Genomic DNA, 23,799 nt, shown 5'->3' on the forward strand with positions numbered 1-23,799 from the left:
GAACCGATGGCCAGCCCCAAGACTGCCGATCTACCCGTGCCCGATCAGCGCCGCGAGCAGATGCTGCGGGCCGCGGTCGAGGTGATCTGCGAGCGCGGGTTCTCCGACACCCGGATCGCGGACGTCGCGAAGCGCACCGGCGCGAGTCCGGCGCTGGTCATCTACTACTTCGGGACGAAGGACGGGCTGCTGACCGCGGCGTTCCGGTACTCCGAAGACCGGTTCTACGCGCAGACCGACGAGGTGCTGGAGCGGCTGGAGTCCGCGGCGCAGCGGCTCGAGACGCTGGTGCGGCTCACCTGCGTCCGCGAAGGCGACGGGGAAGACCCCGGGGCCTGGGGCCTGTGGTTCGACCTGTGGGCGCAGGCGTTCCGGCACCCCGAGGTGGCGCGCGACCGGGTCGAGTCCGATCGGCGGTGGCGCGACACGATCGCGCGGGTCGTGCGTGACGGGCAGGAGACCGGGGAATTCGCCGAGGTCGACGTGGCCGACTTCGCGGTGACGTTCTCGGCGTTGCTCGACGGGTTGTCGATCCAGGTGGCGCTGTCCGATCCCGACGTGGACTCCGATCGCGCGATCACGATCGCGATGCGGTTCGCCACCGACGCCTTGTCCTTCGCCTGGACGCCCCCGGCGAAACGCACCAGGGCCAAACGCCGGTAAGCCCCCGCGGTGGCCCGGTCAGTCGGCGAGCGCGGCCTCCTCGTCGGTGAGCGCGGCCTCCTGGTCGGCGGGCAGGGCCGGGCGCGTACCGGCGGGAAGTAGCCGGCACGCGTCGACGGCGACGAACGCCACGACCGCGTCGCCGGCCGAGTAGCCGGATGCCGGACCGGCCTGGTTCGGCAGCGTGGCCAGCAACGTCTGCCCGTCGGAGAGCCGCACCGTGACCTGGGTGGTCGGTCCGGTGTAGACGACGTGATCCACCAGCCCGTTCAGGGCCGCGCACTGCGCCGGCGCCGCGTCTGTGGGCCGGGCCAGCATGACCCGCTCGGGCCGGATGACGACCTTCCCCGGTCCGAGGGCGTTCTCCGTCGTCACCGCCCGCAACACGTGCGCCCCCACGCGGCACACCGCGACGCCGTCCGCGGACGCCGTCGCGCCGGAGAGAACCTCGACGTCGACGACGTTCGCGGAGCCGAGGAAGCCGGCCACGTACGCGCTCGCCGGCTCGGAGTAGACCTGCTCCGGAGTACCGACCTGCTCGACGAGGCCGTCGGCGAGGACCGCGATGCGGTCCGACATCGTCAGAGCCTCCTCCTGGTCGTGGGTCACGTAGACGAACGTGATCCCGAGCCTGCGCTGCACCGTCCGGAGCTCGACCTGCAGTTCCTTCCGCAGCTTCGCGTCCAGCGCCCCGAGTGGCTCGTCCAGCAACAGCACCGTCGGATCCAGCACCAGCGCGCGGGCCAGCGCGATCCGCTGCTGCTGCCCACCCGACAACTGCCCCGGGCGCCGGTCGGCGAACGCCGACATCCGCACCAGCGCCAGCGCATCGTCGACCCGCCGGGCCCCCTCCGTGCGCCCCACCTTGGCGTAGCGGAGGCCGAACGCCACGTTCCGACGCACGTCCAGGAACGGGAACAGCGCGTAGCTCTGGAACACCGTGTTGACCGGACGCCGGTGCGGCGGCACCGACACCAGGTCCGACCCGTCGAGCGTGATCGACCCCTGATCCGGACGCTCGAACCCCGCGATCATCCGCAGCGTCGTGGTCTTCCCGCACCCCGAGGGCCCGAGCAGCGAGAAGAACTCCCCGGTGGCGATGTCCAGATCGATGCCGCGCACCGCGGGCAGACCGCCGAAGGCCTTGTGCAGCCCGGTCAGGCGTAACCCGGGGCTCCCGTTACTCACCGGCGGCTCCGAGCGCGCGGACGAACAACCCCACGTTCGCGACGAAGCGATCGACGTCCGCTTCGGAATGCTGCACCGAGATCAGCCATTGCTCGGACTTTCCCCAGGGAGGTAGGAACACGCCGTTGTTGTGCTGCACCAGCCAGTGCGCGTGCGACAGGTCCCCGTCGACGCGAAGGAAGTCACGATAGTTCCGCGGCGGCTCCGGTGCGAAGGTCAGGCAGCCTTTTGCTCCGACCGTGACCACCTGCCAGCCGCACCCGTCGACCGCGGCCCGCACGCCGTCGGCGATCCGGGCCGTCAGCGCGCCGAGCCGCGCGTAGGCGTCCGCGGTCAGCACCTCGGTGAGCACGGCCCGGGCCGTGGCCATCGCGAGCGGGTTGCCGTTGAACGTCCCGACCTGCTCGTACCGCCCGTCGGCGATCGCGCCCATCACGTCCGACGAGCCGCCGATCGCCGCCACCGGCACCCCGCCGCCGAGCGCCTTGGCCAGGCACACCAGGTCGGGCGTCACCCCGTAGAGCGCCGTCGCGCCACCGGGGCCGGCCGTCAGGCCGGTCTTGACCTCGTCGAACGCCAGCAGTGCCCCGTGCGCGTGCAGTAGCTCGCGCAGGCCGTCGAGATAACCCGGCAGCGGCGTGATGATGCCCGCGTTCATCATCACCGGTTCCAGGATCATGCCCGCGATCTGCCCCGGGTGCTCGACCAGCGCGCGCCGGACGGCGTCCAGATCGTTGAAACCGACGACGATCACCAGGTCGCGGATCGCCTGCGGAATGCCGGTGTTGGCGGCACTGGCCGCCGGACGCTCGGCCGGACCCACCTCGTCGGCGTCGGGCAGGACCGAGACCTGCACCGAATCGTGGTGGCCGTGGTAGCAGCCCTCGACCTTGAGAATCAGGTCGCGCCCGGTGACCGCCCTCATCAGGTGGACGGTGTCCATCGTGGCTTCGGTGCCGGAGTTCGCGAACCGCCACAGCGGCTGGGAGAACCGGCGCGAGAGTTCTTCGGCCACCACGATCGCGTCCTCGGTGGGCTGCGCGAAGTGGGTGCCCCGCCCGGCGCGTTCCCGGATCGCCGCGACCACCGCCGGATGCGCATGCCCCACGATCGAGACGCCGTATCCGCCGTGCAGGTCGACGTACCCGGTGCCGTCGACGTCGTAGACCTGGGACCCGGCGCCGTGGCTGAGCCAGACCGGCTGAGGCGCCGCGATCTGCCAGCTCGACGTGGCCCCACCGGCCAGCGACCGCAGCGCGCGGTCGTGCAGAGCCCGGCTGCGGGGCTGCCGGGCGAGAAACGTGCGCGACTGGGCGGATATCAGAGAGGAGACAGTGGAGGAAACCGCAACGCTCATGCCAGGTCCAATCACCGGCAGCATTGACTGAGCGTTCAGTCTATGCCACGGTGCTCAGCACCGGCAAGGTCGCCACGTACCTGTGAAACCCCCATTTCCGCAGGTGAGAGCGGTCGGAGGTCGCATGCCTGAAACGCCCGGAAGACGGACCCCCATCGACCGCCGGTCGTTCTTACGCCGGGCCGCACTGGTCGGTGGCCTCGGCGTGACCGTGCCTCAGTTCCTGGTCGCCTGCACCCGCGACGAGGCCACGAAGTCGACCAAACTCACGATCGCCACCCCCGACAACCCGGTGAAGTGGCCGATCGCCGACGACAACCAGCCGATCGCGGCCGGTCAGCCACCCGAAAAAGGGACGCTGCAGCTCTACAACTACGCCGACTACCTGGATCCGGCGGCGATCAAGTCGTTCGAGAAGAAGTACGGCGTGAAGGTCGCGGTCTCGACGTTCAACGACACCGACGAGGCGCTGACGAAGATCCGGGCCGGCGGCACGCCCTACGACGTGTTCTTCCCGAGCTACGACCAGATCTCCAAGATGGTCACCGCGAAGCTGGTCCGGCCGCTCACCCACTCGTACATCCCGAACATCGAGAACGTCTGGCCGTCGTTCAGCAACCCCTGGTACGACCAGGACTGGCAGTACACGGTGCCCTACACGGTCTACACGACCGGCGTCGGCTGGCGCACCGACCAGGTCCCGGAAGAAGTGACCTCGTACGACGTCCTCTGGAACCCGAAGTACCGCGGCAAGACCGCGGTCATCGACGACTGGCACACCGCGATGGCGATGGCCGTGCTGCGCTCCGGCGGCACCGACATCAACTCGGGCGACCAAAAGGTGCTCGACACGATCAAGAAGCAGCTCACCGACTTGCAGCAGGCGACGAAACCCAAGGTCACGATCACGATGTACAACGACCTGCCCGCCGGGCAGCTCGGCGTCTGCCAGATGTGGTCGGGCGACGTCGTGAACGCGGTGAACTACCTGCCCAGCGGCACGAGCCCGGGCGTGCTGCGGTACTGGTTCCCGGAAGACGGCCGGGGCTCGGTCGACAACGACCTGATGGTGATCCTGCGCGGCGGCAAGAACCCGGTGCTCGCGCACCTGTTCGTCAACCACATGCTCGACAACGCGACCGCGCTCGCGAACTTCTCGTTCATCGGCTACCAGCCGCCGCAACGGTCGATCGAACCGAAGATGCTGGTCGCCGACGGGCACCTGCCCTCGAACCTGTCGTCGGCGACCGTGCTGCCGGAGTACTTCGACAAGGGCTACCGCCTGCTCGAACTGCCCACCGACGTCGACGCCAGATGGCACACGCTCTGGCAGGAGTTCAAAGCCGGTGCGTAGGTGGTTGTGGCCGTCCCTGGCCGCACCGGGGATCGCCTGGCTGATCGCGCTGTTCCTGGTTCCGCTCTACGTCGTGCTCGCGATCGCGTTCGGCCGCGTCGATCCGGTCTTCCGGACGCCGCTGCCGGAGTGGAACCCGGCCTACTGGAACGGCGCCCAGTTCGGCTACGTCTTCCGCAACCTCTCGCTCTTCGGCCCGGCCATTCTGCGGACGTTCGGGTACGTGCTGATCGCGAGCGCGCTGTGCCTGCTGATCGCCTACCCGGTGGCGTACTACACCGCCCGTCTGGCCGGGCGGCGGCGTGGCGTCCTGCTCGCGCTGCTGATCGCGCCGTTCTGGATCAGCTACATGATGCGGATGCTGGCCTGGGTCAACCTGCTGCAGAACGACGGGCTGGTCAACCGGGTGCTCGGCACGCACGTGACCTGGCTGTCGGGCAACGGGTACGTCGTCGTGCTGGGACTGGTCTACGGCTACGTCCCGTACGCGATCCTGCCGCTCTACGCCGGGCTCGACCGGATTCCCGCGCATGCCGTCGAGGCCGCCCGCGATCTCGGGGCGAGCCGGGCGCAGACGTTCTGGCGGGTCACGCTGCCGCTGAGCCGACCGGCGCTGGTCGCCAGCGGCCTGCTGACCTGCCTGCCGATGCTCGGCGACTACTTCACGAACGACCTGCTGTCGGCCTCGCCGCAGACCTCGATGGTCGGCAACCTCATCAACAACGCGGTGCTCGCACCGGGGCAGACCGGCCAGGCGGCGGCGTTCGTGCTGCTGGTGCTCATCGTGTCGATCGTCCCGATGCTGTTGTACGTCCGGTCCACCCGCGACACCGAGGGGGTGCGCTCGTGAGGCGCTGGTGGAACAACCCCTGGCGGAAGCCGCGGATCCTGGCCGCGGTGACCGGCCTGTACCTGGTCTGGTCGCTGTTGCCGGTGCTGATCGCGGTGCTGTTCTCGTTCAACGCCGGCCGGTCGCGGACGAACTGGCAGGGCTTTTCGCTGCGCTGGTACTACGGCGACCCGTCCCGGTCGGTCTGGCACGACGCGTCGCTGCACGCCGCGCTGTTCCACACGCTCTGGCTGGGCCTCCTGACGACGATCATCGCGGTGCCGCTCGGCGTCGCGTTCGCGCTGGGCGTCGACCGGTGGCGGGGGCGTCTGCCGTCCGGCGCGAGCTTCGTCATGCTGCTCTCGTTCGTGCTGCCGGAGACGTTGCTCGCGGTCGCGCTGCTCTTCCTGGTGACGCAACTGACGACGCCACTGACGCTCGGCACGTCGGCGCAGGTGGCCGGGTTGGTCACGTTCCAGATCTCCTATCCCGTGATCATCGTCCGGGCCCGGCTGGCGACGATCGGCACGCAGTACGAGGAGGCCGCGGTCGACCTCGGGGCGTCGCCGTTCGGGGCGGTGCGGCGGGTGTTGCTGCCGTTGCTGGCCCCGGCGATCTTCGCCAGCGCGGTGCTCGTGTTCGCGGACGTCATCGACGATTTCGTCATCGTCCGGTACCTGTCGGGCAGTGCGTTGACCGAGCCGACCGCGGTGAAGATCTACAACACCGCCCGCGCCGCCCCGACGCCCGCGCTGAACGCACTGGCGACGCTGATGCTGGCCGCCTCTCTGGTGGCGGTCGTGATCGGTGTCCTGGTCTTCCGCCGGCTGACCCGCGGCGAGAAATCGTCGTCACCCACGATCGGAGCCTTCACGGGAGAGCTGTGAGCGCCTACCGTTGACTGCATGTTCAGTCAAGAGGAGCTCGCGCCGACCTTGGCGGGCCTGGGGCAGGCGCGGATGCTGCCCCGCGCGGCCTATCTGGACGAGGCCGTGCTGGCCTGGGAGCAGAAGCACTTCTTCAGCGGCTGGACCTGCGTCGGCCGGTCGGAAGGCCCGGCCACCGCCCGGGCCGTCGACGGCGTGCTGCTCACCCGCGCGAAAGACGGCCGGCTGCGCGCGTTCGTCAACGCCTGCCGGCACCGCGGGCACGAGCTGCTGCCGTGCGGCGCTGCGGCGTCCCCCCGCGTCGTCACCTGCCCCTACCACGCCTGGACCTACGATCTCGACGGTGCGCTGAAGGCGGCTCCCGGGTTCGGTGGCGACTTCGACAAGCAGCAGTTCGGCCTGATCGAGCTGCCCGTGGCCGAGTGGCACGGCTGGGTCTTCGTCGCGCGGGCCGGCGACCCGGGTCCGTTCGCCGAGCACATCGGTGCGCTCGAAGACACCGTCGCCCCCTACCGGGCCGAGAACCTCGAAACGGCCGCCCAGCACGACTACGTGGTGGAAGCCAACTGGAAGACGATCGTCGAGAACTACCAGGAGTGCTACCACTGCTCGATGATCCATCCGGAGTTGTGCCAGGTCAGCCCGCCGGAGAGCGGCGAGAACCTGGACCGGCCGGGTGACTGGGTCGGCGGCTGGATGGACCTGCGCGAGCACGCGGCCACGATGTCACTGGACGGGCGGAGCGGCGGCACCCCGATCGCCGGCCTGGACGAGCACCGCCTGCGCACCGTGATGTACACGGCGGTGTTCCCGAACCTGCTGATCAGCCTGCACCCCGACTACGTCATGACGCACCGCCTGACGCCGCTCACGCCCGGCAGCACCCGGGTCGAATGCGCGTGGCTCTTCCCGGCCGAAACCGTCGCCACGCCCGGCTTCGACCCCGGGTACGCGGTGGACTTCTGGGACCTCACGAACCGGCAGGACTGGGCGGCCTGCGAGTCGGTGCAGCGGGGCATGTCGTCCGAGCGCTACCGGCCCGGGCCGCTGGCGCCGGCGGAGGACGGCGTCCACCAGTTCCTGGTGATGGTGGCGCGCAAATATCTGGGCGAGTAACGGCACGGCCGTTAATTCGCTGTTTCTGATCGGGAGAGGCTTGACACTCCCTGCCGCGCCCAACAGTCTGTGTTGCACTCAGTGCGCCTGATTGCATGATGCGCAACGAAGTCGGCGTCATTTCCCCTGCCGGTGGCACTGACCGGATCAGCGTGAGGAGCCCCTGACGTGACCGCATCGACGGCCGAACATCCGGCACCGCAGTCCACGACACTCGAATCCGACGCCGACATCAGTGTTCGCAACCTCTGGAAGGTCTTCGGCCCCAAACCCGAGCGGGTACCGGCCGACCCCGAGCTGGCCGCGCTGCCGCGGGCCGAACTCAAGGACAAGACCGGCTGCCTGGCCGCCGTCTGCGACCTGAGCTTCGACGTCGAGCCCGGCCAGGTGTTCGTCGTCATGGGGCTGTCCGGGTCGGGCAAGTCGACGCTCGTCCGCTGCCTCACCCGGCTGATCGAGCCGACCGCGGGCGACGTCGTCATCCGGGGCCAGAACATCCGCGAGGCCGACGACAAGGCGCTGCGCGAGCTGCGCAGGCACCGCGTCTCGATGGTGTTCCAGCACTTCGGGCTGCTCCCGCACCGGCGGGTCATCGACAACGTGGCCTACGGCCTGGAGATCCGCGGCGAGAAGAAGGCCGACCGCCTCCGGCGCGCCCAGGACGTCATCGAGCTCGTCGGCCTGAAGGGCTTCGAGAAGTCGCTGCCCAAGCAGCTCTCCGGCGGCATGCAGCAGCGCGTCGGGCTGGCCCGTGCGCTGGCCGGCGACCCGAGCGTCCTGCTCTTCGACGAGCCGTTCTCGGCACTCGACCCCTTGATCCGCCGGGACATGCAGGACGAGGTCATCCGCCTGCATCGCGACGTGGGCAAGACGATGGTCTTCATCACCCACGACCTGTCCGAGGCGCTGAAGCTCGGCGACCAGATCCTGATCATGCGCGACGGCCGGATGGTCCAGATGGGCACCGGGGCCGAGCTCGTCGGCGCACCGGCCGACGACTACGTCCGCGACTTCGTCCAGGAAGTGCCGAAGGCGAACGTGCTGACGCTGCGCTGGATCATGCGCCGGCCGTCGCCGGACGAGGCCCTCGAGGGCCACGAACTCGGCCCGGACGTCCTGGTCAAGGACGCGGTCCGCGCGGTGCTGGAAGCGTCGGCACCGGTGCAGGTCGTCGAGAACGGCAAGCTGCTCGGCGTCGTCGGAGACCCCGAGATCCTGGGCGTGGTGGCGGCGTCGTGAACGGGGCAACAGCATGAGCATCGCGCTGCCCCGAACCCGGGTGGCCGTGCGCGCGAGCCGGGGCTGGACCGTCGTCGGCATCTTCGTCGTCTGGCTGATCGGCTACGCGGCGTTCCACGGCAAACAAACCCTGGCGTTGGCCCCGGCCGACATCACCGGGTTCCATTCGTCGCTCAACGACCTCAACGACTCGGTCGGCGCGAACCGGAACTCCAACCCGCTGTTCCTGTACTTCTTCAACGAGATCAAGGTCGGCATCGACCAGATCGTCGTCTTCCTGCAGCACCTGATTTCGCAGCCGGTGGGCGACCGGCCGCTGCCCTACGTCGGCTGGCTCGGCGTCGTCGCGCTCGCGACGTACGCGGCCTGGGCGTTCGGGAACTGGCGGGTCGCGCTGCTGACCGTCGCCGGCCTGCTGTTCATCGGGACGCAGGGCCTCTGGCAGCAAAGCATGGACACGCTGGCGCTGACGATCACCGCGGTGCTGCTGTCGCTGCTGATCGGCATCCCGCTCGGCATCTGGGCCGGTCTGTCCGACCGGGTCAACGCGGTGATCACGCCGCTGCTCGACCTGATGCAGACGATGCCGACGTTCGTCTACCTGGCGCCGCTCACGCTGCTGTTCCTGATCGGACCGGCGGCCGCCACGATCGCGACGCTGATCTACGCGGTGCCGCCGGTGATCCGGCTGACCGCGCACGGCATCCGCGAGGTGCCCACCGACAGCGTCGAGGCGGGGGAGTCGCTCGGGTCGACGCGCATGCAGCTGCTCCGCAAAGTGTTGCTGCCGATGGCGAAGCCGAGCGTGGTCATCGGCATCAACCAGACGATCATGGCCGCGCTCTCGATGGTCACGATCGCCGCGCTGATCGACGCGCCCGGCCTCGGCCAGGTCGTGATCCGCGCACTGCAGACCCTCGACGTCGGCACCGCGTTCAACGCCGGTCTGTCGATCGTCGTCCTGGCGGTGATTCTGGACCGGGTCACGACGGCGGCGAGCGTCCGCGTCGAACTGGAGCGCGCCGCGGGCGGGCCACCCTCGCCGGTCCGGCGCTACGCGCTCGGCGGTGGTGGCCTGGTGGCGCTGATCGGCGTGTACCTGTCCTACACCTACCTGTGGGCGGCCGAGTTCCCGGAGAGCCCGAACTTCGGATCGTCGATCGTCAAAGCCGCGACGTCGGTGAGCGACTGGTGCCAGTTGCACCTCGCCGGTTTCACCGGCGGCTTCAAGGACGGCTTCACCGCCGGCGTGATCGATCCGCTGGAGTCGCTGCTCAGCCAGTCGCCGTGGTGGCTGGTGTTCGCCGCGATCACCGCGCTCGCCTACGTGCTCGGTACCTGGCGGACCGCGCTGATGTCGGTGATCCTGCTCGCGCTGCTCGTCGGCACCGGCCTCTGGTCGGACGCGATGGTGACGCTCGCCGCGACGCTGGTCGCAACCGTCGTGGTCGCGGCAATCGGCCTGGCGGTCGGCGTCTGGATGGGCCGTAGCAACCGCGCCGACGCGATCATCCGGCCGATTCTCGACGCCGCCCAGACGATGCCCGCGTTCGTGTACCTGGTGCCGTTCCTGGCGCTCTTCGCGCCCAGCCGCTTCACCGCGATCGTGGCCGCGATCGTCTACGGCGCACCCGTCTGCGTCAAGATCATCGCGGACGCCATTCGCGGCGTCTCTCCGACCACGGTCGAAGCGGCCACCGCGGTCGGGTCGAGCAGCTGGCAGATCATCACGAAGGTCCAGGTGCCGATGGCCCGCGGAGGCATCACGCTCGCGGTCAACCAGGGGCTGATCTACGTGCTGGCGATGGTCGTCGTCGGTGGGCTGGTCGGGGCCGGTGCCCTCGGCTACGACGTCGTCGCGGGCTTCTCGCAGGCCGGCCTGTTCGGCAAGGGCCTGGCGGCCGGCCTCGCGATCGTGCTGCTCGGCATCCTGCTCGACCGCATCTCGCGCGCCGCGGCCCAGGACCGCGCCGCGACCTGATTTCCGACTCCCCTCGCATCCATCCCCCAGCTAGGGAGCAGTAGTGGTCAGATCGTTTCGAAGGCTCAAATTTGTTGCTCCACTCGTCGCATTGGTACTCGTCTCCGCGGCGTGCGGGGGTGCCAAAGTCGGCGACACCGGCAACAGCGACGCCGGCAGCAAGGGCAAGTGCGGCACGGTCAACCTCGCGGTCAACCCGTGGGTGGGGTACGAGGCCAACGCCGCCGTGATCGCGTACGTCGCCCAGAACCGGCTCGGCTGCAAGGTCGTCAAGAAGAACCTGCTCGAGCAGGTCTCCTGGCAGGGCTTCTCCACGGGCGAGGTCGACGCGATCGTCGAGAACTGGGGCCACGCCGACCTGGCGAAGAAGTACATCACCGACACGAAGGTCGCGGTGGACGCCGGCTCGACCGGGGTGCCGGGCAAGATCGGCTGGTTCGTACCGCCGTGGCTCGCCAAGGAGCACCCGGACGTCCTCGACTGGAAGAACCTGAACAAGTACGCGGCCCAGTTCAAGACGTCGGAGTCCGGCAACAAGGGCCAGTTCCTCGACGGCGACCCGTCCTACGTGACGAACGACGCCGCGCTGGTGACGAACCTGAAGCTGAACTTCAAGGTCGTGTACTCCGGCTCGGAGACCGCGCTGATCACCGCGCTGCGCCAGGCCGAGCAGCAGAAGAAGTGGCTGCTCGCGTACTTCTACACGCCACAGTGGTTCCTCAACGAGGTGCCGGCCGTCAACGTGAAGCTGCCCCCGTACAAGCCGGGCTGTGACGCCGACCTGAAGAAGGTCGCGTGTGACTACCCGGACTACGACCTGAACAAGATCGTCGCGAAGAAGTTCGCGGACTCGGGTAGCCCGGCGTACACGTTGATCAAGAACTTCAAGTGGTCGAGCGAAGACCAGAACGCGGTCGCGAAGTCGATCGCGGTCGACAAGCTGGACGACGAGGCCGCCGCGAAGAAGTGGGTGGACGCCAACAAGTCGAAGGTGGATGCCTGGCTCCAGGGCACCTGATCCGGGGCGAGGGGTTACGTGGGTGAGCGAGCCCACGTAACCCCTTCCGGCTCAGCAGGTCGCGTCGGTCGCCGGGAGCTGCCCGTCGATCAGGTACCGCTCGACGAGCTTGCTGACGCAGCGACTACCCCCGTGCAGGTAGACCCGGGCCCGGGCTTGAGCCGCGCCCGAGACGGTGACCAGCCGTGACCGGGTGAGTTGGCGATGCAGCGCCGGTTGCCCGGCGATCAGCAGGACGGGTGTGTCCGAGGAGATCGGCACCGAGCGGTCGCCGGGGGCGCTGGTGGCGCTGTCGAGCACCACTCGGCGCACGTGCCGGGGGAACAGCTGGGCGTACCCGGCGCCGAGATTTCCGCCGCCCGACCAGCCCAGGTAGGAGATGCGTTCCTCGAACACGGCGCTACGGACGACGTCCAGATCCTGGGCACCGGTGCGGACCGGGGCCCGCGGCTCGACGCCCACCAGGTCGTGCCGGGCTGCGACTCTCGGTGCGCCCTCCACGACCTTGCGCACCCCGTCGAACGAGCCGCCCCGGTCACCGGTGTCGATCAGGAGCGTCCCGATCCGGTGGTCGGTGTCGGTCGCCGGGCGGCGCGCCACCGCCACGGTGGTCGTCCGGCCCTCCGGGTCGGAGTAGTCCAGTGGCACCGTGACCTCCGCACAGCGCACGCGGATCCCTGGCGCCGTCTCCCGGCAGGCGTGCCAGTCGACGTCTTGGCGGTAGAAGCGGTCCAACGCGTACGGGTGGCTGTGGACGATGGCCAGGCGGACGACCAGGTCCGGCCCCCATACGACACCGGCGGCCACCGCCGCGATCAGGGCGAGGGCCACCGGTAGGCGCGGGTTCGACACGGACCGGAATGTATGTCAGGCGCGCATCCTCATCGGTCAGAGCAGGGTGCCGCCGCTGGCTTCGACGCGCTGGCCGGTGATGAAGCCGGTGCGGCCCTCGAGGAGTGCGGCCACCACGCCGCCGATGTCGTCCGGCTGACCGACCCGGCCGAGCGCGATCTCGGTCGCCAGCGCCTCCTGGATCGCCGGAGTGTCCCGGACCGCGCCCCCGGCGAAGTCGGTCGCGACGACCCCGGGTGCCAGCGTGTTCACGGTGATCCGGCGCGGGCCGAGCTCGGCCGCGAGGTACCGGGTGAACACCTCGACCGCGCCCTTCATCAGCGCGTAGGCCGCGTACCCCGGCTTCGTGAACCGGGCCAGCCCGGTCGACAGGTTGAGGATCCGGCCGCCGTCGGCGAGCAGCGGCAGCAGCGTCTGGGTCAGGAAGAACGCACCGCGCAGGTGGACGTCGAGCAGCTCGTCGAATTGCGCGACGGTGGTGTCGGCGATCGACGCGTAGATGCCGACGCCGGCGTTGTTGACCAGGAAGTCGAACGTGTCCCGGCCCCACTGGTCCCGCAGAGCTCGGCGGACGTCGTCGGCGAACGCCTGGTGCGTGTCCAGCGCACCGACGTCGAGGCGGAACGCGACCGCGGTGCGGCCGAGCTTCCGGACCGCCTCGAGGACCTCCGCGGCCTCGGCCTCGTTCGACCGGTAGGTCAGGATCAGGTCGACGCCGTCCTCGGCGAGGGCCAGCGCGGAATTCCTGCCGAGGCCGCGGTTGGCGCCGGTGATCAGGGCGATTTTGGACATGGGTGTTCCCGTCTCGTGGTGCATTCAGGGGTTGACTCAGACGTCCACTCGGTCGCCGACGACCGAGAGGAGCTGAAGTTTTTCGTGGCTCTCCGTGCCCGGAGCCGCGGTGAAGACCAGCAGCGTCTGGGACTGATCCGGGTCGAGCAGCAGCTGGCACTGCACCTCGATGATGCCGAGCTCGGGGTGGCTGATCCGCTTGAACTCGGGGTAGCCGGCGGTGACGTCGTGCTCGGCCCAGACCGCGGCGAACTCGGGGCTGGCCGCCAGCAGCGCGTCGACGACCGCGGCCGACCGGGAGTTCCGGCCCTCGAGCAGGTACACGTCCCGCAGCTTCGCCGTGAACGCGCGCCCGTGCATCGGGTGGTCGTCCTCGGGGTAGACCAGCCGCGACCGCGGGTCGGTGTACCAGCGATAGACCGTGCTGCGGGCCATTCCGGTGAACTTCATCTGGTCGCCGAGCAGTGCGGTGGCCAGCCGGGTCTGGCGCAAGGTCTCGCCGAGGCGGGTCAGCACCAGCGCCGGCGTGTCGTCGAGCCGGTCGAGGATCCGCATGATGCCCGGGTTGATGTGGTTGCTGCGCAGAGCCCGCGCCGGTGCGGAGTGCCCGCCGACGCGGAACAGGTGGTCTCGCTCGGCGAGGCTCAGGTGGAGACCCCGGGCGATCGCCGCCAGCATCTGTTCGGACGGATTCGGACCGCGCTGCTGCTCGATCCGCGTGTAGTAGTCGGTCGACATCCCGCAGAGCGCGGCGACCTCCTCCCGGCGGAGCCCGCCGGTGCGCCGACGCGACCCGCGGGGGAGACCGACGTCCTCGGGCTGGAGCGCCTCTCGCCGCGCCCGCAGGAACTCCGCCAACTGCGCTCGGTCTGCCATCGGTTCCTCCTCCCGTCGTCCGATGAGACCAGCATGCCTCCGGCCTGCGCCGACAGTAAGGACGCAATCATCCAGGGATCTTTTGTCCCTGCTCGGGATCGCGCCAATCCGCGCCGCGATTCGCTCCGAATAGCCTCCCGGGGGCGGCGAATCCTAGGAGGCTCACAGGCATGAATCGCTGGGGGCGTGCACGGGGCGCGGACGACGGCTCGGACACCGCGCGCGCCGACCAGCTCGGTTCACTGCTGATCGAGGTCGGCCGCGGCAACGACGACGCGTTCGCCCAGCTCTACGACGAGATGTCGCCCCGCGTCCACGGGCTGGTCCTGCGGGTGGTCCGCGACCCCTCCCAGGCCGAGGAGGTCACCCAGGAGGTGCTCGTCGACGTCTGGCGCACCGCCGCCCGGTTCGATCCGGCGCGCGGTTCGGCGTCCGCATGGGTCTTGACGCTTGCGCATCGGCGGGCCGTCGACCGCGTGCGGTCCGCACAGGCCGCGACCGTCCGCGACCAGCGGGCGTCGGTCCCGGAGGCGACCGCCTACGACGCGGTCGTGGACGAGGTCGCCGGACGCCTGGAGCACCAGCAGGTGCGACGGTGCTTACGCGGGCTGACCGACGTGCAGCGGGAGGCGATCACGCTCGCGTACTACGGCGGGCAGACGTACCGGGAGGTGGCCGCGACGCTCGACCTCGCGCTACCGACCGTGAAGACCAGAATGCGCGACGGGCTCATCCGGCTGCGCGACTGCCTCGGAGTGGGCCGATGACCGAACACCTGGACCTGCTGAACGGCGCCTACGCCCTCGACGCCCTCGACGACGTGGAGCGCGCCGCGGTCGAGCGGCACCTGCGCGACTGCGAGACGTGCGCGATCGAGGTGGCCGGGTTCCGCGAGGCCGCGGCCCGCCTGGGCGAGCCCGCGGCGCCACCGGCCGCGCTCCGTGATCGCGTGCTCGGCGCGGCACGCACGACCCGTCAGGTTCCGGCGCGCGTGCCGGCCCCGGCCCCGGGCCGGCCGCGGTTGCGGTGGGTCGCGGTCGCGGCTGCCGCGGTGGCGGTGCTGATGGGGGCGGTCGGCACCACTTGGGCCGTGCAGCAGAACCGGGTCGACCGGGTGGTGGCGGCACAGGAGCAGACCACGCGGATCCTGGCCGCCCCGGACGTCACGGTGAAGGTGTCGCGTGACGCCCGGTCCGGACGGGTGACCGCGGCGTACTCGCCGTCCCTCGGTTCGGCGGTGTTCACGTTCGCCGGGCTGTCGTCGGCGCCGAGCGGGAAGACGTACCAGCTCTGGCGTGTGGTCGGCGGGGTGCCCAGCTCGCTGCGGGTACTGCCGCCGTCGACCCGCGACGGCTCGGTGGTCGTCGACGACCTGCGACCCGCCGACGCGCTCGCGGTGAGCCTCGAGAACGAGGGCGGCGCGAAGAAGCCGACCGACATCGCCGCCCGGCTCCCGCTGGCCTGACGGGTTCGGGTCTCCGGGTGCCGGCGTTCGCGGGGGAATCGGTTGACATCGGTGCCTAAGGTCCGCGCCATGGGAGGCGAACCCGGGCTCGGCCTGGCTATCGATTTCGGCTCGACCCATACCGTGGCGGCGCTGCTCGGGCCGGACGGCCGAAGACAGCCGCTGATGTTCGACGGCAGCTTCCTGCTGCCGTCCGCCGTCCTGGCGTCCGCCGACGGCCGGATGCTGGTCGGCCGGGACGCCGAGCGCGGCGCACGGCGGGAACCGTCCCGCCTGGAGCCCAACCCGAAACGCCGGGTCGACGACGGGCACGTGCTGTTGGGGGGACGTCAGTATCCGGTCGCCCACCTGGTGGGCGGTGTGCTCCGACGGGTCGCCGACGAGGCCGCCAGGGTCGCCGGCCGTCTGCCCGACCGGGTCGTCCTCAGCCATCCGGCGAACTGGGGCGCGCCCCGGATCCGGGTGGTGCGGGACGCGGCGACGAACGCGGGATTGTCCGGGGTGACGCTGATTCCCGAGCCGGTGGCCGCCGCACTGTATTTCAGCCGCGTCCTGGGGCACGCCGTGCCGGACGGCGCGGCGCTGCTCGTGTACGACTTCGGCGGCGGGACGTTCGACACCACGGTGCTGCGCAGCGAGGCGGGCGGCTGGCGGGTGCTGGCCACGGACGGGTTGCCGGACGTCGGCGGCCTCGACCTCGACGCGGCGATCGTCGACCACGTGCGGGCGACGCTCCGTCCCGAGCACCACGAGCAGTGGGTGCGCCTCCTCGAGCCGGCGGACGATCCGGGGCGGCGGCGTAACCGGATGCTGTGGGAGGACGTCCGGGCGGCCAAGGAGCAGCTGTCCCGGAGCTCGTCGGCGGGGCTGCTGGTGCCGGTTCTGGATGTGGACGTGCACCTGACCCGGGACGAGTTCGAGCGGCTCGCCCGGCCGAGTGTCGAGCGCACGGTCGAGGTCGCGGCGGGGGCGCTGCAGCGGGCCGGGGTCCGGCCGGATCAGTTGGCCGGAGTGTTCCTGGTGGGCGGGTCCAGCCGGATTCCGATGGTGGGGACGGCACTGCACCACCGGATCGGGGTGGCGCCGACGGTGATCGAGCAGCCGGAGTTGGTGGTAGCGCTGGGCAGCCTCGTGGCGCTGGGCAGCCCGGTGGCGCTGGATCCGGCGGGGTACCCGCGGCCGGCGGAGTCCGTGCCCGCCGCCGGAAGTCCGGGCACCCCGGCGCGGAAGCGGCCCTACGGCCTGGTGCTCGGAGCTGCCGGGCTCGTGATCGCGCTGGTCGTCGGCGGCGTCGCCTACTGGTCCTCCCGCGGCGACGACACCGACCCGAACGACGGCGGCACCTCCCGAGCGTCCGCCCGGCCCGGCGGCCCGTACCAGGAACTGACGATCGGCAAGTCGGCGTGGTACGGCCCCCTCAAGATCACGTTCGGAAAACTCGTCTACGACAAAACCAAGGAAGACCAGCTCACCGTCGAAACCGTCGTCGAGAACGAAGGCCCCGAAAGCTTCAGCCCCCGCCTCACGATGACGTTCACCCTCGACGGCGTCCAGAACACCGTCTCGTCCTCCTCGTACGGCAACGTCACCGGCAAGCAGCGGACCCGCGTCACCTACACCGTCCGAAAACTGGATGTCCCCGGAACCATCGCCGACGGTGTCTTCACGATCGGCGACGGAGACGAGGCCCAGGCCGTGGTCCCGGCCGGTCCGAAAGGCAGGCTCGTCTCGTACGAGCCCCGCCGCGTCCTCACGAAGGACGTCGTTCTGAAACACCGGGACCTCACCGTCACCGTGCACTCCTGCGACGTCCGCGGCGGCTTCTTCGACTTCAACGGCCAGGCCGACTCCGGCTATCAGGCCCTGACCTGCGTGGTGGACGCGCAGTACACCGGCGGCGGCGCCGCCGGCCACTACTTCGGCCGGGACAACGTCGTCCTGGTGGATCCGGCGGGCCTCGAGGCCGGTTCGACGCCGCAGGTCAACGAGGCGCTCTACGGCCCCGAAGTGCACCGGAACGTGAGGCCGGGCTTCCTGGTGAAGAACCCCGCCCGAGGCAGGTACCTGCTGCGGATCGTCGACGTGCACGCCGGCGAAACCCGCTCGGCCACCTCGGTGAAGGACCTCGAACTCACGCTGTGAACCCGCGGATCGTCGCGGTCAGCACCCGCGTCAACCGGGGGCCCACCGCGACGATCGCGTGGCTGAGCCGTGGGTCGCTGCGATAGAGCGCCTCCACCTGCGGCCCCGGCGTCGCCATCTGCCAGAGCGCACCGGCCAGCGACGTCGCGGTCGCGATCAGGTCGACGGCCTGCTCTTCGGTCAACCCGGGCCGAAGCCGTTGGAACGACGCCACCAGCAGGGTGACTTCTTCGAGCGTCACGAGCTTGAACTCGCGCACCGCCTCGATCGACACGTTGCGCTCGAGGTTGAGCGGCGCCTGGGCGAGGAGGTCGCAGAACATCGGCCGCGAAGCGAGCGACTCCGCGATCACGCCCGCGATTGCCTCCACGGTGGCTTCCTCACCCCGCGTCAGGGCAGCCAGCGATGCCCTCAACGAGGGTGACCAATCCCGCCACCCGTCGGCCGTGAGCAGCAGAAAGATCTGCTCGCGGGTCTCGAAGTACCGCAGCAACGCCGACTTGTGCATCCCGACCGCCTCGGCGATGTCGGTCAGCGTCACCTGCCGGATCCCGCGAACGGCCCCGAGTTCCCGGGCCGCGTCCAGGATCGCCTGCTCGCGTTGCTGTTTGGCCTCCGCTGACCGTGCCCGCTGCATACACCCATCTTACCGCAACCGGGTTGCGGTATTAACGAAACCGAGTTTTACTAACGGCATGTCTGTTTGGTTCGTCACCGGTTCGTCCCGCGGCTTCGGCCGTTCCCTCGTCCGGGCAGCACTCGACGCGGGCCACCACGTCGTCGCCACCGCCCGCAAACCGGAAACGCTCGCCGACGAGTTCGGCGACCGGGTCCTGGCCGTCCCGCTCGACGTCACCGACCCGGAAGCGGTGCGAGACGCCCTCCACGCCGGCGTCGAACGCTTCGGACGCATCGACGTCGTCGTCAACAACGCCGGCTACGCGAACGTCGCACCGATCGAGACCGGCGACGAAGCCGACTTCCGCACCCAGTTCGAGACCAACTTCTGGGGCGTCTACCACGTGTCCCGGGCGGCGATCGCCCAGCTCCGCACGCAGGGCGGCGGGACGATCGTCCAGTTCTCGTCGATCGGCGGCCGAGTCGGAGGTTCGCCCGGCATCGCGTCCTACCAGGCCGCGAAGTTCGCCGTCGACGGCTTCAGCCGGGTGCTCGCCGCCGAGACCGCGCCGTTCGGAATCCGGGTCATGGTCGTGGAGCCCAGCGGTTTCGCGACCGACTGGGCCGGTGCGTCGATGACGATCCACGACATCCCCGCCGACTACGACTCGACGATCGGCGTCATGCAGCGCCTCGTCCGCGCCAACGACGCCGGAGCGGCCGGCGACCCCGACCGGGCCGCGCACATCATCGTCGAGGCCGCCGAGCGCAAGAATCCGCCGTCGCACCTGCCGGTCGGCGTCAACGCCGTCGAGATGGCCCGCGCCTACTCCGAACGCCAGCTAGCCGAATCAGCCGCCTGGGCGACGGTCGGCCGCTCGGCCGACTTCGCCGAGCCCTACCCCGCCGACTTCCCGCCGGACGCCCCGGCCGACAGGTAGACGTTCGAATCGGCGCGGTCACGGGGAACGCCGCGCCCACGCGTCGACGTCCGGCGGTTTCGGCGACCCTACGCGGACGTCCGCCTGGCGCCTAGTTCTCACCCGCGAGCGCCGCCGTGTGGTCGGGCACGAACCGCTGGGTGTCTCGCGGCGGTCGCTTGTACCCCGACGACTTCGGACGCTTGGGCAGCGCGATCTTCGGCTCGCTGACGTGCTGGTACGGCACGGTCGACAACAGGTGCGCGATCATGTTCAGCCGGGCCGCCCGCTTGTCGTTGCTCTCCACCACCCACCACGGCGCCTCCGGGATGTCCGTGTGCACGAACATCTCGTCCTTGGCCCGGGAGTAGTCCTCCCACCGCGCGATCGATTCGACGTCCATCGGCGACAGCTTCCACCGGCGCAGCGGATCGTCCAGCCGTGCCTCGAACCGGCGCTGCTGCTCGGAGTCGCTCACCGAGAACCAGTACTTGCGCAGCAACACGCCGTCCTCGACCAGCATCCGCTCGAACAGGGGGCACTGGTGCAGGAAGCGGCGGTACTCGTCCTCGGTGCAGAAGCCCATCACCCGCTCGACGCCCGCCCGGTTGTACCAGGAGCGGTCGAACAGCACGGCCTCCCCGGCCGTCGGCAGGTGCCCGACGTAACGCTGGAAGTACCACTGGCCCCGCTCGCGCTCGGTCGGCGCCGGCAGCGCGACCGTGCGCGCGTACCGAGGGTTGAGGTACTGGCTGACCCGGCTGATCGTGCCGCCCTTACCGGCTGCGTCCCGTCCCTCGAAGATGACCAGGAGCCGGTTGCCGCTCTCGCGCAACCAGGCCTGCATCGTCACGAGTTCGGTCTGCAACCGGAGCAGCTCCGCCTCGTAGGCCTTCTTCCCGATCCGGGCCGGCTGAGCTTCTTCGTCGACGTCCGGGCTGCGCTTGGGCATCTGCACTCCTCGTTCTCCGCCTCCGCTGACCCTACGTGCCCTCAAAACGAACCGATCGCACCCGACGCGATCACACGGAAACCGGGCTGAGCGGTGGGTCACCGGCCAGCACCGCGAGGATGTTGTCCGCCGCCAACGACGCCATCGCCAGCCGGGTCTTGGCCGTCGCGCTCCCCACGTGCGGTGTCAGTACGACCCGATCACCACTCGCGAGCAGATCCGGATGCACGTCCGGCTCGTTCTCGAACACGTCGAGTCCGGCTCCCGCGATCACGCCCGCCTGCAGTGCAGCCGCCAGGTCGACTTCCTTGATCAACCCACCGCGGCCAGTGTTGATCAAGATGGCTTCCGGTTTCATCAGCGAGAGCGTGTCAACGTTGATCATGTGCCGGGTCTCGTCGTTCAACGGTGCGTGCAGACTCACCACGTCGGCCTCGGCCAGCAACTCCTCCAACGAACGCCGCTCGGCCGGGAATCCGACCGAATGCGTCGACCGGGCCGTGTACAGAACCCTCATCCCGAAGCCGAAATGCGACCGCCTCGCGACCGCCTCACCGATGCGGCCCAGACCGACGATGCCGATCGTCGCGCCCGAGATGTCGATGCCCATCGGTTCGTACAACAGCTTGAACGGCCCGGTACTGCCGGACGCCCGCACCGAAGCGTCCGACGACGGAAGGTGCCGCGCCACCGCGAGCATCAGCGTCATCGCCAGGTCGGCCGTCGCGTCGGTGAGCACGCCCGGCGTGCGGGTCACCACCACTCCGGCGGCGGACGCCGCCTTCACGTCGATGTTGTCGTAGCCGGTCGCGATCGTCGCGACGATCTTCAGCGACGTCTCCTCGAACACCTCGGCCGTCAACCGGTCGGTCAGTTGCGAGAGCAACGCGTCGGCCCCCGCCGTCAACGTGCGCAGCTCCGAGGCGCTCAACCCCTGCGGCGACCCGACGTCGACCACCTCGTGGCCCGCGGCGCGGAGCCGCTCCACGATCTCGGCGTGCACCGGCTGCGTAACGACGATCTTCGCGCTCATGATGCTTACTTACCAGACATCTCAGACTTGACTCGTTCCAGATGCATCTTGATTCTGGAAACGTGGTCGAAGACAGCACACGAGCTCTCCTGCGCGAATCGGGTCTGCGCGTCACCGCGCAGCGGGTCTCCGTGCTCGAGGCCCTCCGCGTCGACCCGCACGTGACGGCCGACGTCGTCGCGCGGCGGGTGCGCTCCGAGGGCGTCGCGATCTCGACCCAGGGCGTCTACGACGTGCTCGACGCGCTCACTTCGGCCGGGCTGATCCGCCGGATCGAGCCCGCGGGCTCGCCCGCCGTGTACGAGACCCGCGTCGGCGACAACCACCACCACCTGGTCTGCCGCTCCTGCGGCGTGATCGTCGACGTCGAGTGCGTGGTCGGCGAGGCCGCCTGCCTGACGCCGTCCGACTCCAACGGGTTCGCGGTCGAGGAGGCCGAGGTCGTGTTCTGGGGCCTCTGCCCCCAGTGCCAGATTCCTACTTAGGTCGCACCGGGCCCCCACCTGCGAGCGATGCGCGTCCGCCCTCGCCGGGTCGATCGTGGAATCCATGAACACCACGACCGAAACGTTCACGCTGCAGAGGCACCGTCGCACGTTCACGCTCGACGACGGTCGGTCGACTCTGCACCTGGGCCGCGCCCCGAAGCACGGCGACGTCACCACGGCGGCCGGCACGTGGCCGGTCCGGATCCTCAGCTTCCGCGGTCTCGCCGCCGAGGCCGGGGACTTCCTCCGGCTCCACCCCAAGGGTGCGGTGCTGCCCGACGGCCCCGCCCGGTGGACCGTCCACCGGCACTCCGCCGAGCTCAGCCGCGGCGGCGCGCGGATCGTCGTCCGCGAATCCGGATGGTTCCGGAAGACCGCGACGGTCGAGGTCACCGGGGCCTGGGCCGACCTCGACCTGGTCGTGCTGACCGCGTGCTTCGCGGTGCTCGCCCGGCAGCGCCGGCGGGTGATGCTGATGACGGCCGTCGCCGCGAGCAACCACGGCTGAGGTCAGGCCGTCCACCGCGGGTCGCGACCGGTGAGGCCGAGAACCCGGTCGAGCAACGGCGCGTCCGGCGCGACCAGCACCGGCGCGCCGTACACGCCCATCTCCCGCCCCTGCTCCGCGACGAGCTGCTTGCTCGCGGCGCCGACCAGCGACGGGCCCCAGTACGACAGGTGCTCCAGCAGCGCGCGCACGTCGAACTCGCTGCACGGCGTCGGGGCGTCGAGCTGAGCGCCGGAGACGTGCCCGATGACGTCAGCGGTCGGCCGTGCGGTCGCGGCTACCAGGGTGTGCATGCCTGCACGGTAGGAAGCGCAGGTCGAACCTGTCTTGAAGAAACGCGACGAGTTACGGTCGGATTCGTGGATCCCCGGGGCTTGGGCGGCGGCTGGGCGGGCACGGGCCGCGGGCCCACGCGCCGGTTCCACCATCGGACCTTGACCGGCGCGGGCCGCGTCCTCGGGGTCGCGTTCCGGCCGGGGGCTTCCAGCCGTTTCTCGGCCGGCCGGTCTCGGCGATCGCCGATCGGACGCGCTGCGTTACTGAAACAGCCAGTCCGGGTCGAATTCGCGGCTGAAGTCGTCGCAGGGCGCGGGTCGGTCCTGTTGCCCGGAGAGGACGTCGACGAACGTCACGCCGGCGTTCTGGAGGAGCGCCAGGTTGCCCGCCCAGGCCGGGTGGCCCCAGAGCGCGCTGCTCACGAGCGGAACGATCGTCAGCGGGGTGCCGCTGGCCAGGGCTTCGCAGACCAGGCCGGCGGCGTAGTTGTCCATGATGCCGGCGGCCAGTTTGTTCACCGAGTTGAATGTCGCCGGGCAGACGACGACCCGGCCCGGGGTGGGGAAGCGTTTGGGCTCGCCGGGTCTGCGCTGCTCGACCAGGGGAGGGTGGCCGGTGACGCGCTCGACGGCTCCCGCGTCGACCCAGTTCATCGCTTCCCTGGTGGCGACCACTCGGGCGCGCCAGCCGCGCTCGATCGCGGCCGCCGCGAACTCGTGGGACCGCGCGGCCAGCGGCGATCCGCAGGCCACCAGGGCCAGGTAGTCACTCATCGATGCCCCAGAGCTCGCTGAGGGCTCTGGCCTGCTCGATCGTCAGGTAAGACGGGTTCGACCCCTGGGGCTGGCGGAAGATCTCGAGCTCGGCCAGGCGTGGGTCGGCGCGGAGCTCGCCGCGGGTGAGGCGGAACTCCTCGGGCGCGATCGTCAGATCGAGCGGCACGTGCCAGCGCCCGTCGTCGGCGTGGAGCTCGGGTTCGCCGGCGAGCAGGCCGATGCCCCAGACGCCGGCCCTGCGGCCGCTGGCCCAGAAGACGACCGGCTGGTCTTTCCGCATCAGGCGGGTGCGGTAGCTGGGCTGGACGCACCACTGCTCGACCCGCGGCCGGACGGCGAAGCGGGCCGTGAGATCGACCCGGTCGGCGTTGCCCTTGAGCACCCAGGCGCCCAGGTCGTCGAGTTTGACTTTTTGCGAGGCCACGGCAGGAATCTAGCCCGGCCGAAACGACCCGTCTACTCGTACCAA

At 70.0% G+C, this 23,799-nt stretch carries 25 protein-coding genes; 14 read left to right on the top strand and 11 right to left on the bottom strand.

The window, feature by feature from the left end; genetic code table 11:
• Positions 1–6 precede the first annotated feature (6 nt).
• Positions 7–663 carry a TetR/AcrR family transcriptional regulator gene (locus tag ACIBZJ_RS40085; RefSeq protein WP_395938869.1) on the top strand — a complete coding sequence of 219 codons (657 nt, stop codon included), beginning with the start codon at positions 7–9 and terminating at the stop codon, positions 661–663.
• Positions 664–681: 18 nt separating this feature from the next.
• Here the strand turns inward: ACIBZJ_RS40085 and ACIBZJ_RS40090 are convergent, their stop codons facing one another.
• The gene (locus tag ACIBZJ_RS40090; RefSeq protein ID WP_395938870.1) at positions 682–1,851 is read right to left on the bottom strand and encodes an ABC transporter ATP-binding protein; all 1,170 of its coding nucleotides are present in this window, start codon (positions 1,849–1,851) and stop codon (positions 682–684) included.
• Positions 1,844–3,208, bottom strand: a complete 1,365-nt coding sequence (locus tag ACIBZJ_RS40095) for an aspartate aminotransferase family protein (protein ID WP_395938871.1) — start codon at positions 3,206–3,208, stop codon at positions 1,844–1,846. The genes ACIBZJ_RS40090 and ACIBZJ_RS40095 overlap by 8 nt, the downstream gene beginning before the upstream one ends.
• Positions 3,209–3,332: 124 nt before the next feature.
• Between ACIBZJ_RS40095 and ACIBZJ_RS40100 the strand changes: the two genes are divergently transcribed.
• From ACIBZJ_RS40100 to ACIBZJ_RS40130, 7 genes are all read left to right on the top strand, one after another.
• Complete coding sequence (locus ACIBZJ_RS40100; protein WP_395938872.1) at positions 3,333–4,562, top strand: spermidine/putrescine ABC transporter substrate-binding protein; 1,230 nt, start codon at positions 3,333–3,335, stop codon at positions 4,560–4,562.
• The gene (locus ACIBZJ_RS40105; protein WP_395938873.1) at positions 4,555–5,412 is read left to right on the top strand and encodes an ABC transporter permease; all 858 of its coding nucleotides are present in this window, start codon (positions 4,555–4,557) and stop codon (positions 5,410–5,412) included. Before ACIBZJ_RS40100 ends, ACIBZJ_RS40105 begins: the two co-directional genes overlap by 8 nt.
• Positions 5,409–6,278 (top strand): ABC transporter permease, encoded by an 870-nt coding sequence (locus ACIBZJ_RS40110; protein ID WP_395938874.1) that lies wholly within the window; start codon positions 5,409–5,411, stop codon positions 6,276–6,278. The genes ACIBZJ_RS40105 and ACIBZJ_RS40110 overlap by 4 nt, the downstream gene beginning before the upstream one ends.
• A gap of 18 nt (positions 6,279–6,296) precedes the next feature.
• On the top strand, positions 6,297–7,394 hold the full coding sequence (locus tag ACIBZJ_RS40115) for an SRPBCC family protein (RefSeq protein WP_395938875.1): 1,098 nt from the start codon (positions 6,297–6,299) through the stop codon (positions 7,392–7,394).
• 168 nt (positions 7,395–7,562) lie between these two features.
• A complete protein-coding gene (locus ACIBZJ_RS40120; RefSeq protein WP_395938876.1) occupies positions 7,563–8,633 on the top strand; it encodes a glycine betaine/L-proline ABC transporter ATP-binding protein in 1,071 nt (356 codons plus the stop codon).
• Between the two features lie 13 nt (positions 8,634–8,646).
• Positions 8,647–10,614, top strand: a complete 1,968-nt coding sequence (locus ACIBZJ_RS40125) for an ABC transporter permease (protein WP_395938877.1) — start codon at positions 8,647–8,649, stop codon at positions 10,612–10,614.
• Between the two features lie 91 nt (positions 10,615–10,705).
• Positions 10,706–11,632: an ABC transporter substrate-binding protein gene (locus ACIBZJ_RS40130; protein ID WP_395938878.1), complete on the top strand. Its 927-nt coding sequence runs from the start codon at positions 10,706–10,708 to the stop codon at positions 11,630–11,632.
• Between the two features lie 51 nt (positions 11,633–11,683).
• On the opposite strand, the gene ACIBZJ_RS40135 is transcribed toward ACIBZJ_RS40130, so the two are convergent.
• The 3 genes from ACIBZJ_RS40135 to ACIBZJ_RS40145 are packed head-to-tail and all read right to left on the bottom strand — an operon-like array spanning position 11,684 to position 14,152.
• Entirely contained in the window at positions 11,684–12,484 is an 801-nt protein-coding gene (locus ACIBZJ_RS40135) for an alpha/beta hydrolase (protein ID WP_395938879.1), read from the bottom strand.
• A 36-nt stretch (positions 12,485–12,520) separates the two neighbouring features.
• Positions 12,521–13,276 (bottom strand): SDR family NAD(P)-dependent oxidoreductase, encoded by a 756-nt coding sequence (locus ACIBZJ_RS40140; RefSeq protein WP_395938880.1) that lies wholly within the window; start codon positions 13,274–13,276, stop codon positions 12,521–12,523.
• Positions 13,277–13,312: 36 nt separating this feature from the next.
• Positions 13,313–14,152, bottom strand: coding sequence for a helix-turn-helix transcriptional regulator (locus ACIBZJ_RS40145; RefSeq protein ID WP_395938881.1), 840 nt, complete (start codon positions 14,150–14,152; stop codon positions 13,313–13,315).
• A gap of 170 nt (positions 14,153–14,322) precedes the next feature.
• Between ACIBZJ_RS40145 and sigK the strand changes: the two genes are divergently transcribed.
• From sigK to ACIBZJ_RS40160, 3 genes are all read left to right on the top strand, one after another.
• The gene (gene sigK, locus ACIBZJ_RS40150; RefSeq protein ID WP_395938882.1) at positions 14,323–14,919 is read left to right on the top strand and encodes an ECF RNA polymerase sigma factor SigK; all 597 of its coding nucleotides are present in this window, start codon (positions 14,323–14,325) and stop codon (positions 14,917–14,919) included.
• Positions 14,916–15,617 carry an anti-sigma factor domain-containing protein gene (locus ACIBZJ_RS40155; protein ID WP_395938883.1) on the top strand — a complete coding sequence of 234 codons (702 nt, stop codon included), beginning with the start codon at positions 14,916–14,918 and terminating at the stop codon, positions 15,615–15,617. Before sigK ends, ACIBZJ_RS40155 begins: the two co-directional genes overlap by 4 nt.
• Positions 15,618–15,839: 222 nt before the next feature.
• Positions 15,840–17,759 carry an Hsp70 family protein gene (locus ACIBZJ_RS40160; RefSeq protein ID WP_395938966.1) on the top strand — a complete coding sequence of 640 codons (1,920 nt, stop codon included), beginning with the start codon at positions 15,840–15,842 and terminating at the stop codon, positions 17,757–17,759.
• Here the strand turns inward: ACIBZJ_RS40160 and ACIBZJ_RS40165 are convergent.
• Positions 17,749–18,396 carry a TetR family transcriptional regulator gene (locus ACIBZJ_RS40165; protein WP_395938884.1) on the bottom strand — a complete coding sequence of 216 codons (648 nt, stop codon included), beginning with the start codon at positions 18,394–18,396 and terminating at the stop codon, positions 17,749–17,751. The two genes, ACIBZJ_RS40160 and ACIBZJ_RS40165, sit on opposite strands and share 11 nt — an antisense overlap.
• A 58-nt stretch (positions 18,397–18,454) precedes the next feature.
• Here ACIBZJ_RS40165 and ACIBZJ_RS40170 point away from each other — a divergent pair, with 58 nt between their 5' ends.
• On the top strand, positions 18,455–19,318 hold the full coding sequence (locus ACIBZJ_RS40170; protein ID WP_395938885.1) for an SDR family NAD(P)-dependent oxidoreductase: 864 nt from the start codon (positions 18,455–18,457) through the stop codon (positions 19,316–19,318).
• A 91-nt stretch (positions 19,319–19,409) separates the two neighbouring features.
• Here ACIBZJ_RS40170 and ppk2 read toward each other — a convergent pair whose 3' ends face one another.
• Together ppk2 and ACIBZJ_RS40180 are read right to left on the bottom strand one after the other, a co-directional pair.
• A complete protein-coding gene (gene ppk2 / locus ACIBZJ_RS40175) occupies positions 19,410–20,249 on the bottom strand; it encodes a polyphosphate kinase 2 (RefSeq protein ID WP_395938886.1) in 840 nt (279 codons plus the stop codon).
• A 70-nt stretch (positions 20,250–20,319) separates the two neighbouring features.
• Complete coding sequence (locus tag ACIBZJ_RS40180; RefSeq protein WP_395938887.1) at positions 20,320–21,282, bottom strand: 2-hydroxyacid dehydrogenase; 963 nt, start codon at positions 21,280–21,282, stop codon at positions 20,320–20,322.
• A gap of 41 nt (positions 21,283–21,323) precedes the next feature.
• On the opposite strand from ACIBZJ_RS40180, the gene ACIBZJ_RS40185 reads away from it, so the two are divergent.
• Positions 21,324–21,767: a Fur family transcriptional regulator gene (locus tag ACIBZJ_RS40185; protein WP_395938888.1), complete on the top strand. Its 444-nt coding sequence runs from the start codon at positions 21,324–21,326 to the stop codon at positions 21,765–21,767.
• Between the two features lie 64 nt (positions 21,768–21,831).
• On the top strand, positions 21,832–22,278 hold the full coding sequence (locus ACIBZJ_RS40190; RefSeq protein ID WP_395938889.1) for a hypothetical protein: 447 nt from the start codon (positions 21,832–21,834) through the stop codon (positions 22,276–22,278).
• A gap of 2 nt (positions 22,279–22,280) precedes the next feature.
• Here ACIBZJ_RS40190 and ACIBZJ_RS40195 read toward each other — a convergent pair whose 3' ends face one another.
• From ACIBZJ_RS40195 to ACIBZJ_RS40205, 3 genes are all read right to left on the bottom strand, one after another.
• A complete protein-coding gene (locus ACIBZJ_RS40195; protein WP_395938890.1) occupies positions 22,281–22,571 on the bottom strand; it encodes a maleylpyruvate isomerase N-terminal domain-containing protein in 291 nt (96 codons plus the stop codon).
• A 243-nt stretch (positions 22,572–22,814) separates the two neighbouring features.
• Entirely contained in the window at positions 22,815–23,327 is a 513-nt protein-coding gene (locus ACIBZJ_RS40200) for a flavoprotein (RefSeq protein ID WP_395938891.1), read from the bottom strand.
• Positions 23,320–23,754: a hypothetical protein gene (locus ACIBZJ_RS40205; RefSeq protein WP_395938892.1), complete on the bottom strand. Its 435-nt coding sequence runs from the start codon at positions 23,752–23,754 to the stop codon at positions 23,320–23,322. The genes ACIBZJ_RS40200 and ACIBZJ_RS40205 overlap by 8 nt, the downstream gene beginning before the upstream one ends.
• Positions 23,755–23,799: the final 45 nt, after the last annotated feature.

The organism is Cryptosporangium sp. NPDC051539, from assembly GCF_044454545.1.
GTDB lineage: Bacteria > Actinomycetota > Actinomycetes > Mycobacteriales > Cryptosporangiaceae > Cryptosporangium.